Here is a 14,726-nt window from a genome sequence, read left to right on the forward strand (position 1 = left end):
AGTGTACCGATACGACACTGTACCGATACGTCAGTGTACCGATACGAGCGTGTACCGGTACACTGACGTATCGATACACTGGACGAGCGGGTGCAGCGGACCGCCGGTCGAGCGAGGGGAAGAGCCATGACGTCGCAGGCAGCGGAGGGACCGGAGACGGTCGCCACCTCGCGCCGCTCCAAGATCACGCCGGAGCGTGAGCAGGAGTTCTACGACGCCGCGCTCGACCAGATCCGCGAATGCGGGTACGAGGCCCTGACCATGGAGGGCGTGGCCGCGAGCGCACGCTGCAGCAAGTCCACGCTGTACCGCCAGTGGAAGACCAAGCCCCAGTTCGTGGCCGCGGCGCTGCGGGCCAGTCGCTGTCCGCGGTTCCGCGGCATCGACACGGGCTCGCTCGCCGGGGACCTGCGCGCGGCGGCCCGCACCGCGGGGGACCGGTCGGGCGACACCCAGCTCCTCCAGGCGCTCGGCCACGCCGTGATGCAGGACGAGGAGCTGCAGAAGGCGCTGCGCGACGCGCTCGTCGAGCCCGAGGTGGCCGAGCTGAGGGAGATGATCGCCCGCGCGGTCGAGCGCGGTGAGATCGCCGCCGACCACCCGGCGCTGGAGTACATCCCCGCACAGCTGCTCGGCGTCCTGCGGGTCCGCCCCGTCCTCGAGGGCCGGTACGCGGACGGCGACTACCTCGAGGGCTTCGTGGAGGCGGTCGTGATTCCCGCCCTCGGCCTGACCTGAGACCCAGGCCGCCGTCCGCGGGATGACCGGACGGCGGCCTGACCGCGCCGCACCGTGGGGACGGGGGCGGCGCGCACCCCGGCCGGGTGGGGTTCCTCTTGAGCGGAGGGGCGCCCCACCCGGCCGCATTCTGTGCGGCCGGGTGGCGAGCTCGTCCTAGACGTTCTCGCCGCTGCCGCCGGACGCCACCCGCTTGATGCCCTTGGTGATCTCGTCGATCACGGCCGCCTTCGTGCCGACGTCGACGCCGAAGCGGACGACGACGAGCTGCTCGGAGCCGGCCGGCGAGGGGAAGGCGAGCGACTCGACGTAGCCGTCGTCGCCCTTGCTCGTGACGACCTTCCAGCGGACCAGATAGCCCTTCTGCCCGGCCACGGTGACCGACTCGGACGCGAGCTCCCGGTGCGAGGTGATCTTCCCGTAGGTCTTGCCGCCGTACGACTCCTCGGCGTTCTTGGAGATGTCCTCCTTGGCCGCCGCCTCCGCCGTGGTCGCCATCAGCTTCAGCGCCACGGCGGGCGCCGAGTAGGCCCCGCCCTTGGTGCAGGTCTGCGAGGTGTCGCCGGGGCACTTGTAGGAGTCGTCCGAGGTGACGGAGGCGCCCAGGCCGCTCTTGCCGGTCCAGCCGTCGGGGACCGGGAGCGCGATGCCGCTCATCGCGTCGGTGGCGAAGCCGTCCTCGGTGGGTGGCTGCCCGGACGGGTCCGGGGTTGGTGACTGCCCGTCGGGCCCGCCCGAGCCGCCGGGAGATCCGTCGGGCCCGCCCTGGCCGCCCTCGGACCCGCCCGTGCGCCCGGGGCCGCCCCGGCCGTTCTGCCCGCCCGGCCCCTGGGAGTCGGCGCTGTTCCCGCCGCCGTCGTCCTTCGTCAGTGCGTACACGCCGCCGCCTATGCCCGCGAGAACCGCGACCGCGACGGCGACGGCTATGCCCGTGCGCAGTCCGCGCCGCGCCGGTGGGGCCGGATAGCCCCCCGGCGGGTACGCTGGGGGACCCCAGGGGGCGGCCGACCCGACGGCGCGGGTCTGGTCCGTCCATGCGTTGCCGTCCCACCAGCGCTCGGTGGGGGGACCGTCACTTGTCTGACCCGGATCGGGATACCAGCCGGGAGGAGTCGCCTGCGTCATGGGACCCACCGTATGAGCCCTGGGTGAAAGGCGGATGAGAGGGCTCCCGAAGCGTGACCCCGGGGCGACGTCGCCGATGCCGTCCCGTGACGGGCGGCGGGGGGTGTCACCGCACGACGAGCCGCTCGGGTGCCAGGCCGGGGCGGGGCGGCAGGCGCAGGCCCTCCCGCCCCGGGGTGATCGAGCCGAGCACGCTGGGATGCCGGGCGCCGGTGGCGGCCGGGTCGCTGCCGGCGAGCCCGTGCACGGTCAGGAAGCCCAGGACGGCGAACGCGTACGCCTCCTTGGCGGCCGACGGCAGCCCCAGCTCGCCGGAGTCCCGCAACGTCACGTCCGGCAGTTCGGCGGCCAGCATCGCCATCAGGACCGGATTGCGGGTGCCGCCCCCGGACGCGATCACCTCCGTGGCCCGCACGGCACGCACCGCGTCCGCGATCGTACGGGCGGTCAGAAGGGCCAGGGTCGCGAGGACGTCCTCGGCGGTCAGCGTCCCGAGACCCGCCAACGCGTCCCGCAGACAGCCGGAATGGAAGAGTTCCTTTCCGGTCGTCTTCGGTGCGGGCAGCGCGTAGTACGGCTCGTCGAGCAGTCGCCGCAGCAGGGGCTCGTGCACCTCGCCCCGGGCGGCGAGCGCGCCGTCCACGTCGTGGTCGAGGCGGCCTCCGGTCAGGCCCCGCGCGGCGGTGTCCAGGAGGGCGCAGCCGGGCCCGGTGTCGAAGGCGGTCCCGTCGGGCGCGGTCAGGTTGGCGATACCGCCGATGTTCAGGGCGACCGGGGTGCCCGGACGGCCGCGCAGCCACCACCGGTCGACCAGGCTCACCAGCGGCGCGCCCTGACCGCCCGCGGCGATGTCACGGGGCCGGAAGTCGGCGACCACCGGGAGCCCGGTGGCCTCGGCGATCCACGCGGGCTGCCCGAGCTGGAGCGTGCCGTGCACCTGTCCGTCCCGCGCCCAGTGGTAGCAGGTCTGACCGTGGGAGGCGACCAACTCGCCTTTTCCGCTGCACAGTTCACGGTCGGCGCGGACGGCGGCCGCGGCGAAGGCCTGCCCGATCCGGGTGTCGAGACGGCACACCTCGGCCAGGCTGGTGGCGGCCGGCGGCAGCGCCCCCGCGAGCGCGGCCCGCAGGCCGCCGTCGTACGCCTCGCTCACGAGACCGAGCGGGCGCAGCACGAGGCTGTCCCCGTCGAGCGTCAGCTCGGCCGCCGCCGCGTCGATCGCGTCGTACGACGTGCCGGACATCAGGCCGATCACCCGCACCTGCTCAACTCCTCTCCCGGTGGGGGACGGTGGCCAGCGCGACCGCGCTGACGGCGCAGGTCGCCGCCGCGTAGTACGCGGGGACGTCCACGTTCCCGGTCCGCTCGACCGTCTCCGTGATGAGGAGGCCGGCGCAGCCCGAGAACACCGCGTTGGACAGGGAGTAGGCGAGTCCCAGACCGGTGTAGCGCACACTCGTGGGGAACATCTCGGAGAGCATCGCCGGCCCGGGCCCGGCCATCAGCCCGACGACGGCACCGGCCGCGAACACCGCGGTGCCCTTCGCCGCGTCCGGCGTCCCGGCGTCCTGGAGCAGGTCGAGGAGCGGAACCGCCAGGACCGCCACCAGGACCGCGCCCGCGAGCATCACCGGCCGTCGCCCGACGCGGTCACTCAGCAGGCCCGCCGGGATGATCGTCGCCGCGAAGCCGAGGTTGGCGAGGACGGTGGCGAGGAGCGCCTGCTGGAACGTGGCGTCCAGCGTGCTCTGGAGGTACGAGGGCAGTACGACGAGGAACGTGTAACCGGCCGCCGCCCACCCCATGATCCGGGCTGCCCCGAGCCCGATCGCCCGGCCGACCTCGCCCGCCCCCGGCCGCTCCGGCTCCCGAGCCCGCGCCGCCATGAAGGACGGTGTCTCGTCGAGGCGCAGCCGCAGCCACAGCGCGCCCAGACCCAGCGGCAGCGTCAGCAGGAAGGGCAGCCGCCAGCCCCAGTCGCCCAACTGGGCCTCGGTGAGCACGGTGGCCGTCAGCGCCGCCGCCCCGGCGCCGCCGAGGAGGCCCAGCGCGACGGTGAACGACTGCCACGACCCGTAGAGCCCCCGCCGCCCCGGCGGCGCGAACTCCGTCATCACCGACACCGCACCCCCGAACTCCCCGCCCGCCGACAGTCCTTGGAGCACCCGCAGAAAAGTGAGCAGCCAGGGCGCGAGGGCACCCGCCGTGGCGTACGTCGGCAGCGCGCCGATCAGGGTCGTGGCCGCCGTCATCAGGACGATCACCGTGATGAGGACGGGACGGCGGCCGATCCGGTCACCCAGACGGCCGAACAGCGCTGCCCCCACCGGCCGGAAGAAGAACGCCAGCGCGAAGGACGCGTACGTCCTCACCAGCGCCTCGGCCTCGCCGCCGCCCTCGGGCGTGAAGAACCTCGCCGCGATGATCGTGGCGAAGTAGCCGTACACCCCGAACTCGTACCACTCGATGAAGTTGCCGACCGAGCCCGCCAGCAGGGCGCTGCGGGACTGCCCGGGCCGGCCGGCGCGCGGATCCGGGTCCCGCACGGAGACCGTCATGTCGAATCCTCCCGCGGCCGGTGCGGACCGGCCGCACCGAAGCGGACCGGTCCCGTCCATGCTGGAAAACAAGCTTCAGTTTCACGGATATGACTGTCAATAACTTTCACGGGCGCTGGTCGGGACCCTTGCGCGTCGCCTTCGGACACCCGCCGTCACCCGTGGAGGCAACAGGTGCCCGGACCGGCCTCCACTTCGGCCGCCGGACGGCTAGGCTCGATGTCTGTACGTCGTTTGGGCGACCTGGGGAGGTAGCGGGATGACGGAGGCACGGCCCCAGGTGGCCGCCTCGGCCTCCCTGTGGGAGCGCGACGAGGAAGTCGCCACGGTCCGGCGGGCGATCGCCGCCCTGCGCGCGGACTCGGCGTCCTCGGGAAGTCTGCTGGTGTTCACCGGCGAGGCGGGTCTCGGCAAGACCGCCCTGCTCGCCGAGACCCGACGCCTCGCGGAGAGCAGCGGCTGCACGGTGTGGTCGGCCCGCGGCGGCGAGACCGTCACGTCCGTCCCCTTCAACGTCGTACGCCAGTTGCTGCAGCCCGCCCTCGTCTCGCTGCTGCCCGAGGAGGCGCGCGAGTACCTGGGCGACTGGTACGACATCGCCGGACCCGCGCTCGGTGTGACCGATCCCGGCGACCGCCAGCCCGATCCGCAGGGCGTGTGCGACGGACTGGTCGCGGCGGTCCGGCGGCTGGCCCGGCGCGAATGGCCCCTCGTGCTGCTCATCGACGACGCGCACTGGGCCGACCAGGAGACGCTGCGCTGGCTGGCCGCGTTCGCCGAGCGTCTCGACGACCTGTCCGTCCTCGTCGTGGTCGCCCGCCGGCCCGGCGAGGTGAGCGGGGAGAGCGCCCGCCACCTCGACACGGTCGCCGCCGCGGCCCGCCCGGTCACCCGGCTGAGCGCACTGACCCCCGACGCGGCGGCCGGACTCACCCGCGCCACGCTCGGCGAGCACGCCGACGCGCCGTTCTGCCGGGAGGTCTGGGCGGTCACCGGCGGCAACCCGTACGAGACCGTGGAACTCCTCGCCAAGGTCCAGGACAGCGACCTCGACCCGGTCGAGGCCTCCGCCGCCGAACTGCGCGCCCTGAACCGCTCGGCGCGCGGCCGCGGTCTCGTCGCCCGGCTCGAAGGGCTCGGCATCGACGCCACCCGCTTCGCCTGGGCGGCCGCGATCCTCGGCACCGGGATCTCCCTGGACCTCGCCGCCCAGCTCGCCGGGATGCCGCGCGAGGACGCGCTGCGCTGCGCCGAACTGCTCGGCGCCGCCCGCATCCTGACCGCCTCGGAATCCGCGAACGGCCAGCTTCCCGAAGGCGACCTGGAGTTCGTGCACCCGCTGATCGCCAGCGCCGTCTACCGCTCGATCCCGGACGCCCTGCGCACCGCGATGCACGGGCAGGCCGCGTGGGCCGTCACGGACTCGGGACGCGGCGCCGCCGCGGCCTCCCGCCACCTCCTCGAAGTCCACCCGGACGACGACCCGGAGCTGGTCGAGCAGTTGCGCGAGGCCGCCCGTGAACACCTCGCGGTCGGCGCGCCCGACGCGGCCCGCCGGTGCCTGGAGCGCGCTCTCCTGGAGCCTCCGCTGCCGGACACCCACGCGCGCGTGCTCTACGAACTGGGCTGCGCCACACTGCTGACCGCACCCGCCAGGACCATCGGTCATCTGCGTTCCGCGCTGCAGATGCGGGGGCTCGAGGGCGAGCTGCGGGTGGACGCCGTCTTCCGCCTCTCGCAGGCCCTGCTCCACAACGACCAGCTGGAGGAGGCCGTCCGCACGGTCGACGCCGAGGTCGCCCGGCTGGAGCCGGGGCCCGCCCGCATGCGGCTCCAGGCCGTGCACTACATGTGGGAAGGCATCCACGCGGGCGAGGACGGTTCCTCCGGCGGCTCCCGCGGCCTCGCCGAACTCGTCAGGACGTGCACCGGCCGGGACAACTCCGAGCGCGCCCTGCTCATCCTGCGCGGCTTCGACGCGATGATGCACGGCGAGAACGCCGAGGAGGTCGTGGAACTCTGCGACCGCGCCCTCGTCAACGGCCGCCTCGCGCCCGGACTCGGCTGGACCGACACCGAGTGGGGCATCGAACTGCTCATGATGCTGAGCAGTTCGTACGCCTACGCGGACCGGCTCGACCGCGCCGAGAGCCTCTTCAGCGAGGCCCTGCGTGCCTACGAGACGGCCGGCTGGAGCGGCGGACACCTCGCGCTGGCCCACGCCTACCTCGGCCTCGCGCACCGCAGGCGCGGCCGGCTGGCCGACGCCGAGGCCTCCCAGCGCGAATCCCTGCGCCTCGCCGAACGCGTCGGGCGCGGACTGCCCCTGTACTGGTCGGCGACCTGCGGACTCATCGACACCCTGCTCGCCCGCGGCCATGTCGACGAGGCGGAGGAGATCGCCGAGCGCTACGGGTTCGCGCCTCCGTACCCGTCCACCATCGTGCTGCCCGACACCCGTTCCGTGCGCGGCCGGCTGCTGCTCGCGCTCGGCCGCACCAAGGAAGGCGTCAATGAACTGGAGGCCGCGGAGAAGGCGGCCACCTCGCGCGGTCACCACAACACGGTGCTGGCCCCGTGGGCCGTCGACCTCGCCAGGGCGCTGGCCACCGACGACCCGGTGCGTGCCGCCGCGCTGGCCGGCGAGGCCCGCCGGCAGGCCGAGCGCTTCGGCACGGACACCGCCATCGGCGAGGCCCTCCGCTGCGCGGCGTCCCTGGAGTCGGGCCAGCGCGCGGTACGGCTGGCGGCCCAGGCGGTCGCCTACCTCGAAGCCTCGCCCTGCCAGTTCGAGCACGCGGCGGCCCGCGTCGAGTACGGCATCGCGTCCCGCTCGGCCGCCGAACTCCACAAGGGCCTGACCCTGGCACGTTCCTGCGGGGCGGACGGCCTGGTGAGAAAGGCGGAACAGGCACTGCGGGGGCTGTAGCCCACGGCACCCCGCGGTGGTCCGGCCGGGGGCGTCCTGCGGCTCTCCGGGCCCGGGTGCCGCGCGGCTCTCCGCTCCGGGGCACCCCGTGGTGGTCCGCCGGCCGGGTCCATGACGGGTCGCAGGCCCGGCTCTCCACGGGAACAGCGCCGCGGTCAGCAGGTCCCGTCCGCGTCCTCCTCCGCCAGTACCCGCTGGGCGACCGCGAAGGCCGCGTTGGCGGCCGGGACACCGCAGTACACCGCGTTCTGCAGCAGCACCGCCCCGATCTCCTGCGCAGTCAGCCCGTTGCGCCGTGCCGCCCGGACGTGCATCGCCAGCTCGTCGTGGTGGCCGTGCGCCACCAGGGCCGTCAGCGTGATCATGCTCCGCTCGCGGCGGGACAGTGTCGGGTCGGTCCAGATCTCACCCCACGCGTAGCGCGAGATGAAGTCCTGGAAACGGGCGGTGAAGGGAGTCTGCCTGGCCTGGGCGCGGTCCACGTGCGCATCGCCGAGAACCTCGCGGCGCACCTCCATACCGCGCCGTGCCGCACCCCCGAAGTGCCCGCGCAGGGCGGCCAGCACGGCCTCCGGACGCTCCGCCGGCGCCAGATGCGAGGCGCCCGCCAGCTCGGTGAGCGAGGAGCCGGGGACCGCGTCCGCGATCTCCCGCAGCTGCGCCGGCGGTGTCGCCGGGTCCTCGCGGCCCGCGATCAGCAGGGTCGGGACGCCGATCGACGCCAGCCGGTCGCGCAGGTCGAAGGCGGCGAGCGCGTCGCAGCAGGCCGCGTACGCCGACGGGTCCGCGGTCCGGTGGTCCTCGACGAGCCGCGGGACCGTGAACCCCGGGGTGAACCAGCGGGCGTCGGCGGTCGCCGCGAGCTGCGCGAGGCCGTCCCGGCGGACCAGCTCGGCCCGCTCCCGCCACGGCTTCGCGCCGTTGAAGTGGGCCGAGGAGCAGATGACGGCGAGGGACGACACCCGTTCGGGGTGGTGCACGGCGAGGTGCAGTCCGACCGCGCCGCCCAGGGACACACCGGCGTACGCGAACCGGTCGATGCCGAGGGAGTCGGCGAGCGCCAGCACCAGCCCGGCCAGGTCGGCGACCGTCGCGCCGGGACCGATCAGCGCCGCGGGGGAACCTCCGTGGCCCGGCAGGTCCCAGCGGATCACCCGGTGGGTGACGGACAGTTCGGGCGCGACCTGGTCCCACAGTGCGGTGGACGTGCCGAGCGACGGTCCGAGAAGCAGCGGGGGAGCCGTGCCGGGCCCCTCCGCGCGGTGGTGCAGCAGCGGCTCGGACGGCTCGGTGGTCAAGATCGCTCCAGGGCACGGTCGGTGAGGGCTCCGGCGGCGCCGGAATAGCGGGCGGGGTCGGTGAGGTCCGCGAGGTCGAGGCCGAGATCCGCGAGGCCGGGTTCCTCACGGAGGACGTCGAGCAGCGGCCGGTCCTCCGTGACGGTCCGTTCGGCGGCCCGGCTCAGCAGCTGCTTGGCGCGGGTCCGGCCGAGGACGGGAGCGAGTTCGGCGGCGAGCCGCTCGGAGACGATCAGGCCGTGGGTGAGTCCGAGGTGCGCGCGCATGGCGTCCGTGTTCACCTGGAGGCCCTCGGTCAGTTCGGCTGCGTCGCGGGCCGCGCCGCCGACCGCCCGCAGCAGGTCGCGCAGGGGCTCCCACTCGGCGTGCCACGCGCCCGCGGGACGCTCGTCCTCGGCGGCCATCGCCGCGTAGAGGGTGGCCGCGAGGTGCGGTGCCCGCCGGGCCGCGGCCGCGACCAGGGTCGCCCGCACGGGGTTCGCCTTGTGCGGCATGGCCGAGGAGCCGCCGCCGGCGCCCTCCGCCAGCTCACCGATCTCGGTACGGGACAGGGTGAGCACGTCGACGGCGGTCTTGCCAAGCGCACCGGCCGTGAACGCCAGCGCCCCGGCCAGGTCAGCGACCGGCGTACGCAGGGTGTGCCACGGCAACAGCGGTTCCGCCAGCCCGAGTTCACGGGCGTACGCCGCCGTCAGCGCCCGGGGGTCGACGGGCACGCGCGCACCTCCGGCTTCCGCCGCCTCGGCCCCGAACGCCGTAAACGCGGCCAACGTGCCTGCGGCGCCGCCGAGTTGGGCGGGCAGTGAGTCCCGTACGGCGGAGATCCGGTCCCTGGCGTCCAGCACCAGCGACCGCCACCCCGCGGCCTTCAGGCCGAAGGTCGTCGGCACGGCGTGCTGGGTGAGCGTCCGTCCGGGCAGCACGGCGTCCCGGTGCCGCGCGGCGAGCCGGGCCAGCGCCGACTGCGTACGTTCCAGGTCGGCCAGGACGGGACCCAGCGTGCGCGAGGCCACCAGCATGGTGGCCGTGTCGACGATGTCCTGGCTGGTCGCACCCCGGTGGACATACGGCCCGAACTCCTCGCCGACCGCCTTGGTCAGGTCCGCGACCAGGGGAATCACCGGGTTGCCGCCGGACCGGGCGCGCAGCGCGACCGACCGCACGTCGAAGCGCGCGGCGTCGGCCGCCGCGTCCACCGCGGCGGCCGCCCGTGCCGGGGCGAGCCCGAGCGATGCCTGGGCGCGGGTGAGCGCGGCCTCCGCGTCGAGCAGTGCCCGCAGATACGCGGTGTCGCCGGTCGCGGCATGGGCCGCCGACCCCGCCCATCCGGGGGCGAGCAGGCCTGCGTCGGACTCGACGGGGTCGACAGCTGTCACCGGAACTCCAGGAAGACCGTTTCGCCTTCGCCCTGAAGACGGATGTCGAAACGGTACGTCCGGTGCGCCCCCTCCGCCGCGATCAGCGTGGCGCGCCGCTCGGCCGGAAGCGAGTCGAGCAGCGGGTCCACGCCGTCGGCGAGATACGCGCGGGTGAAGAGGTGGTGCAGCAGACCGCGGGCGAACACGCACACGCTGATGTACGGCAGCCCGCGGTTGCCGGGCGGCAGCGTGTGCAGGGCGTAGTGCCCGTCGGCGTCCGTGGCGACCCGGCCGAAGCCCGTGAAGTCGGTGCCGTTGCGGCCGAGGTGTCCGCCGGTCACCGGGTCGCGGCGCAGCGACCCGGGCGCGCCTGTCAGCGAACCGTCGGGGGCCGCCTGCCAGAACTCCACGAGGGCGTCGGGGACCGGGCTGCCGGCGCCGTCGAGCACGTATCCGTGCAGCGTGATCGTGTCGGGGTGCCCCGGTGGCGCCACCTGCCCGCCGTCGGGGAACGGCAGCGCGTACCCGTAGAACGGGCCGACGGTGTGGGAGGGGGTGGGGAGCAGCTTCTCGCTCATGGCGGTCAACGGCCTTCCTCGATCCAGGTGGCGGAGGGACCGTCGAGGACGATGTCCCACTCGTAGCCGAGCGAGAACTCGGGTCGGGACAGGTCGTGGCGGTACGTGGCGACCAGTCGGTCGCGCGCCGACTCGTCGGTCACGGACCGCAGGATCGGGTCGTAGCGGAACAGCGGGTCGTTCGGGAAGTACATCTGCGTGACCAGGCGCTGGGTGAACGCCGTGCCGAACAGCGAGAAGTGGATGTGCGCGGGCCGCCAGGCGTTGGTGTGGTTGCGCCACGGGTACGCGCCCGGCTTGACCGTCGTGAAGGAGTAGCGTCCCTGATGGTCCGTCAGGGTTCGTCCCACTCCGGTGAAGTTGGGGTCGAGCGGCGCCGGGTGCTGGTCGCGCAGATGGGCGTAGCGGCCGGAGGCGTTCGCCTGCCAGATCTCGACGAGCTGACCGCGTACGGGGCGGCCGCCGCTGTCGAGGAGGCGGCCGGAGACGGTGATGCGCTCGCCGAGCGGCTCACCCGGGTGCTGGACGGTGAGGTCGTTGTCGATCTCGGTGGTGTCGGTGGGGCCGAAGACGGGACCCGACAGCTCCACCGTCTCGGGGTCGCCGCCGTTCACGGCGACCAGCGGCTGCTTGGGGTGGCGCAGTACGGAGCTGCGGTACGGGGCGTACCCGCGCGGCGGGTGGTGCCGGGCCGGCGCACCGGCGGCGAGTGCCTTGTCGTAGGCGTCCTGGAGTGCGTCGACCTCGAGGTCGATGTCCGACTGGGTGAGAGCCATGGGGCGACTTCCTATCGTTCGAGGACGAGGGCGAGGCCCTGGCCCACGCCGATGCAGAGGGCGGCGACGCCGACGCCGGAGCCGGCGGCCGCGAGCTGGTGGGCGACGGTGCCCGCGAGGCGGGCGCCGGACGCGCCGAGCGGGTGGCCGAGCGCGATCGCGCCGCCCCGCGGGTTGAGGACCGCCGGGTCGCACTCGGGCCACTCGGCGAGGCAGCCGAGTACCTGCGCGGCGAAGGCCTCGTTCAGCTCCAGTGTCGACAGGTCGCCGAACCCCCTGCCCGCCTTGGCGAGCGCGCGGTGGACGGCCTCGACGGGGGCGAGTCCGAAGTAGTGCGGGTCGATTGCGGAGACGCCGGAGGCGCTCACCCGTGCGAGGGGTTCGCGGCCGGTGGCCTTCAGGCCTTCCTCGTCGGCCAGGAGCAGGGCGGCGGCACCGTCGTTGAGCGGGGAGGCGTTGCCGGCCGTCACGGTCCCGTTCTCCGTGCGGAACGACGGCTTCAGCCTGGCCATAGCCTCCAGGGAGGCGTCCGTGCGGACGGACTCGTCCGCGGTGAAGGCGACCGGGTCGCCCTTGCGGCGGGGGACCGGCACGGGCACGATCTCGGTGTCGAACAGGCCCGCGGCCTGCGCTGCGGCGGCCTTGCGGTGACTGTTCAGGGCGAACTCGTCCTGCCGTTCACGCGTGATGCCGTGCTTCTCGGCGATGAGTTCGGCCGACTCGCCCAGCGGGACGGTCCACTGCGGTTCCATCCGCGGGTTGACCATGCGCCAGCCCAGCGTGGTGGAGTACAGCTCGGTGTGGGCGGCCGGGAAGGGCTTGTCGTTCTTGGGCAGCACGTAGGGGGCGCGGGTCATCGACTCGACGCCGCCGGCCAGGGCGACGGAGGCGTCACCGAGCGCGATGGCGCGGGCGGCCTGGATGACGGCTTCGAGGCCGGAGGCGCACAGCCGGTTGACGGTGACGCCGGGCACGGAGGTGGGAAGTCCGGCGAGCAGGGCGGCCATGCGGCCGACGTTGCGGTTCTCCTCACCCGCGCCGTTCGCGTTGCCGAAGTACACGTCCTCGATCCGCGAGGGGTCCAGGTCGGGTGTCCGGGCCAGGAGTTCGCGGATGGCGTGGGCGGCCAGGTCGTCCGGCCGGACGCCGGCCAGTGACCCGTTGTACCTGCCGACCGGTGTGCGGACCGCGTCGACGATGTAGACGTCCCTCATGAGCTCTCCTCGGGCAGGCGCACCTCGGCGGCGGTTCTGGCGGCGATGTCCTCGGCGGTGACGCCCGGCGCGCTCTCCACCAGCACCAGGCCGTCCTCGGTGACGTCCAGGACGCCGAGGTCGGTGATGACACGGTCGACGCACCGCCTGCCGGTCAGCGGCAGCGCGCACTCCTGAAGGATCTTGGGGGAACCGTCCTTGGCGGTGTGGGTCATCACGACGATGACCGTGCGGGCGCCGTGCACCAGGTCCATCGCCCCGCCGATGCCGGTGATCAGCTTGCCGGGGACCGCCCAGTTGGCCAGGTCACCGTGGGCGGAGACCTGCATGGCGCCGAGCACGGCGACGTCGATGTGCCCGCCCCGGATCATCCCGAAGGAGAGCGCGGAGTCGAAGTAGGAGGCGCCGGGCAGGACCGTGACGGTCTCCTTGCCCGCGTTGATCAGGTCCGGGTCGACCTGCTCCTCGGTGGGGTAGGGCCCGGTGCCCAGGATGCCGTTCTCCGACTCCAGGATCACCTCCACGCCGGGCGGGAGGTGGTTGGGGATCAGCGTGGGCAGGCCGATGCCCAGGTTCACGTACTGGCCGTCCCGCAGCTCGCGGGCCGCCCGGGCGGCCATCTCCTCCCTGGTCCAGGCCATCATTCACCCACCGTTGTGCCGGTCGCGGGGGCCGAGACCGTCCGCTTCTCGATCAGCTTGGCGCCCGCCTGCTCGGGCGTGAGGGCGATGACGCGCTGGACGAAGACGCCGGGGAGGTGGACGGCGTCCGGGTCGATCGCGCCCGGCTCCACCAGCTCCTCCACCTCGGCGATGGTCACCCGCCCGGCCATCGCGGCCAGGGGGTTGAAGTTCCGCGCCGACCTGTTGAAGACGAGGTTGCCGTGCCGGTCGCCCTTCGCGGCCCTGACCAGCGCGAAGTCGGTGCGGATGCCGTGCTCCAGCACGTACTCCGTGCCGTCGAACTCCCGTACCTCCTTGGGCGGCGAGGCCAGCGCGACGCCGCCGGAGCCGTCGTAGCGCCAGGGCAGCCCGCCGTCCGCGACCTGTGTGCCCACCCCGGCCGGGGTGTAGAAGGCGGGGATCCCGGCGCCGCCGGCCCGCAGCCGCTCGGCGAGCGTCCCCTGCGGGATCATCTCGACCTCCAGCTCGCCGGACAGGTACTGCCGGGCGAACTCCTTGTTCGCGCCGATGTACGAGCCGGTGACGCGGGCGATCCGGCCCGCCGCGAGCAGGACCGCGAGCCCGGACTCCATCGCGCCGCAGTTGTTGGACACCACGCCCAGGCCGGACACGCCGCGCTCGTACAGCGCCTCGATCAGTACCGCCGGCACCCCGCTCAGGCCGAAACCGCCGACCGCCAGGGTCGCGCCGTCCGGCACATCGGCCACCGTCTCCAGGGCCGTGGCGACCACCTTGTCCATCCGTGAAGCCCCATCTCTCCCGAGCATCCAGCGCCGCAATTAGTCAGGGCACTGATTATCTGTGCGAGGTGTCCCACACGCTGCCATCGGATCCCCGAGCAGTCAAGACACCGGGTGGACCCGGAGATATGCGTCGCGACGCGACACGGACAGCCAGGGCGAGGACAGGTATCGTTCAGTGCACCAACGAAAATGACTCTCGTACGTCGCGGAAGCCCGCGGGTACGCGGACCGAGGAGCGCACATGGCCGCGGTGGACCTCTCCACCCATCCCGGGCACCTCGCCCGGCGGTTGCAGCAGGCGCACTACCTGCTGTGGAACACGATGGTCTCCGAGGAGATCACCTCGCCGCAGTTCGCGGTCCTGAACGCGCTCGTCGCGGAGCCGGGCCTCGACCAGCGCACGGTGGGGGAGCGGGTGGGGCTCGACCGGTCCACCATCGCCGAGGTCATCAGCCGGCTCGGCCGCCGCGGTCTTCTGGACAAGGTGCGCGACCCGCAGGACGGCCGCCGCTTCCTGCTCCGCCTCACGGACGACGGCCTGCGCACCCACCGCAAGCTGACCGTGCGCACGGCCCGGATGAACCAGGTCTTCCTCAACCCGCTCTCCGCCGAGGAGCAGACCCGGTTCTTCGACCTCATCCGGCGGGTCGCGGACGCCGCCGAGGGACTCCGCAACCCGGCGGAGCCCCTCGCCGCGAACAAGGCCTGACCGGCCCTGCCCCGGGC

At 73.6% G+C, this 14,726-nt stretch carries 13 protein-coding genes; 3 read left to right on the forward strand and 10 right to left on the reverse strand.

Annotation, left to right across the window (positions count from 1 at the left end; all coding sequences use genetic code 11):
• Positions 1-126 precede the first annotated feature (126 nt).
• Positions 127-738, forward strand: coding sequence for a TetR/AcrR family transcriptional regulator (locus AC069T_RS19635; RefSeq protein ID WP_358851942.1), 612 nt, complete (start codon positions 127-129; stop codon positions 736-738).
• A gap of 156 nt (positions 739-894) precedes the next feature.
• Here the strand turns inward: AC069T_RS19635 and AC069T_RS19640 are convergent, their stop codons facing one another.
• The 3 genes from AC069T_RS19640 to AC069T_RS19650 form a co-directional block, all read right to left on the reverse strand.
• Positions 895-1,863, reverse strand: coding sequence for a DUF2510 domain-containing protein (locus AC069T_RS19640; RefSeq protein ID WP_478783953.1), 969 nt, complete (start codon positions 1,861-1,863; stop codon positions 895-897).
• Positions 1,864-1,969: 106 nt separating this feature from the next.
• Entirely contained in the window at positions 1,970-3,124 is a 1,155-nt protein-coding gene (locus tag AC069T_RS19645) for an anhydro-N-acetylmuramic acid kinase (RefSeq protein WP_478783954.1), read from the reverse strand.
• Positions 3,125-3,128: 4 nt separating this feature from the next.
• The gene (locus tag AC069T_RS19650; protein ID WP_478783955.1) at positions 3,129-4,421 is read right to left on the reverse strand and encodes an MFS transporter; all 1,293 of its coding nucleotides are present in this window, start codon (positions 4,419-4,421) and stop codon (positions 3,129-3,131) included.
• A gap of 259 nt (positions 4,422-4,680) precedes the next feature.
• Here AC069T_RS19650 and AC069T_RS19655 point away from each other — a divergent pair, with 259 nt between their 5' ends.
• Positions 4,681-7,350, forward strand: a complete 2,670-nt coding sequence (locus AC069T_RS19655; protein ID WP_478783956.1) for an ATP-binding protein — start codon at positions 4,681-4,683, stop codon at positions 7,348-7,350.
• 155 nt (positions 7,351-7,505) lie between these two features.
• On the opposite strand, the gene pcaDC is transcribed toward AC069T_RS19655, so the two are convergent.
• From pcaDC to AC069T_RS19690, 7 genes are read right to left on the reverse strand one after another with little or no spacing between them, the layout of a single operon-like run.
• Positions 7,506-8,648, reverse strand: coding sequence for a bifunctional 3-oxoadipate enol-lactonase/4-carboxymuconolactone decarboxylase PcaDC (gene pcaDC / locus AC069T_RS19660; protein WP_478783957.1), 1,143 nt, complete (start codon positions 8,646-8,648; stop codon positions 7,506-7,508).
• Positions 8,645-10,024 (reverse strand): 3-carboxy-cis,cis-muconate cycloisomerase, encoded by a 1,380-nt coding sequence (pcaB, locus tag AC069T_RS19665; RefSeq protein ID WP_478783958.1) that lies wholly within the window; start codon positions 10,022-10,024, stop codon positions 8,645-8,647. Before pcaB ends, pcaDC begins: the two co-directional genes overlap by 4 nt.
• Entirely contained in the window at positions 10,021-10,584 is a 564-nt protein-coding gene (gene pcaG, locus AC069T_RS19670; protein WP_478783993.1) for a protocatechuate 3,4-dioxygenase subunit alpha, read from the reverse strand. Before pcaG ends, pcaB begins: the two co-directional genes overlap by 4 nt.
• A gap of 5 nt (positions 10,585-10,589) precedes the next feature.
• A complete protein-coding gene (pcaH, locus tag AC069T_RS19675) occupies positions 10,590-11,360 on the reverse strand; it encodes a protocatechuate 3,4-dioxygenase subunit beta (RefSeq protein ID WP_478783959.1) in 771 nt (256 codons plus the stop codon).
• A gap of 11 nt (positions 11,361-11,371) precedes the next feature.
• The gene (locus tag AC069T_RS19680; protein ID WP_478783960.1) at positions 11,372-12,574 is read right to left on the reverse strand and encodes a thiolase family protein; all 1,203 of its coding nucleotides are present in this window, start codon (positions 12,572-12,574) and stop codon (positions 11,372-11,374) included.
• Positions 12,571-13,215 (reverse strand): CoA transferase subunit B, encoded by a 645-nt coding sequence (locus AC069T_RS19685; protein ID WP_478783994.1) that lies wholly within the window; start codon positions 13,213-13,215, stop codon positions 12,571-12,573. Before AC069T_RS19685 ends, AC069T_RS19680 begins: the two co-directional genes overlap by 4 nt.
• Positions 13,215-13,997 (reverse strand): CoA transferase subunit A, encoded by a 783-nt coding sequence (locus AC069T_RS19690; RefSeq protein WP_478783961.1) that lies wholly within the window; start codon positions 13,995-13,997, stop codon positions 13,215-13,217. The genes AC069T_RS19685 and AC069T_RS19690 overlap by 1 nt, the downstream gene beginning before the upstream one ends.
• 244 nt (positions 13,998-14,241) lie before the next feature.
• On the opposite strand from AC069T_RS19690, the gene AC069T_RS19695 reads away from it, so the two are divergent.
• Positions 14,242-14,709, forward strand: a complete 468-nt coding sequence (locus AC069T_RS19695) for a MarR family winged helix-turn-helix transcriptional regulator (RefSeq protein ID WP_478783962.1) — start codon at positions 14,242-14,244, stop codon at positions 14,707-14,709.
• Positions 14,710-14,726 lie beyond the last annotated feature (17 nt).

The organism is Streptomyces sp. NPDC043867, assembly GCF_056435845.1.

What these genes read in the sequence shown, in the direction of transcription:
- AC069T_RS19635 (WP_358851942.1), top strand. Translation starts at nt 127, where the DNA reads ATGACGTCGCAGGCAGCGGAGGGACCGGAGACGGTCGCCACCTCGCGC.
- AC069T_RS19640 (WP_478783953.1), bottom strand. Translation starts at nt 1,863, where the DNA reads ATGACGCAGGCGACTCCTCCCGGCTGGTATCCCGATCCGGGTCAGACA.
- AC069T_RS19650 (WP_478783955.1), bottom strand. Translation starts at nt 4,421, where the DNA reads ATGACGGTCTCCGTGCGGGACCCGGATCCGCGCGCCGGCCGGCCCGGG.
- AC069T_RS19655 (WP_478783956.1), top strand. Translation starts at nt 4,681, where the DNA reads ATGACGGAGGCACGGCCCCAGGTGGCCGCCTCGGCCTCCCTGTGGGAG.
- pcaG (WP_478783993.1), bottom strand. Translation starts at nt 10,584, where the DNA reads ATGAGCGAGAAGCTGCTCCCCACCCCCTCCCACACCGTCGGCCCGTTC.
- pcaH (WP_478783959.1), bottom strand. Translation starts at nt 11,360, where the DNA reads ATGGCTCTCACCCAGTCGGACATCGACCTCGAGGTCGACGCACTCCAG.
- AC069T_RS19680 (WP_478783960.1), bottom strand. Translation starts at nt 12,574, where the DNA reads ATGAGGGACGTCTACATCGTCGACGCGGTCCGCACACCGGTCGGCAGG.
- AC069T_RS19685 (WP_478783994.1), bottom strand. Translation starts at nt 13,215, where the DNA reads ATGGCCTGGACCAGGGAGGAGATGGCCGCCCGGGCGGCCCGCGAGCTG.
- AC069T_RS19690 (WP_478783961.1), bottom strand. Translation starts at nt 13,997, where the DNA reads ATGGACAAGGTGGTCGCCACGGCCCTGGAGACGGTGGCCGATGTGCCG.
- AC069T_RS19695 (WP_478783962.1), top strand. Translation starts at nt 14,242, where the DNA reads ATGGCCGCGGTGGACCTCTCCACCCATCCCGGGCACCTCGCCCGGCGG.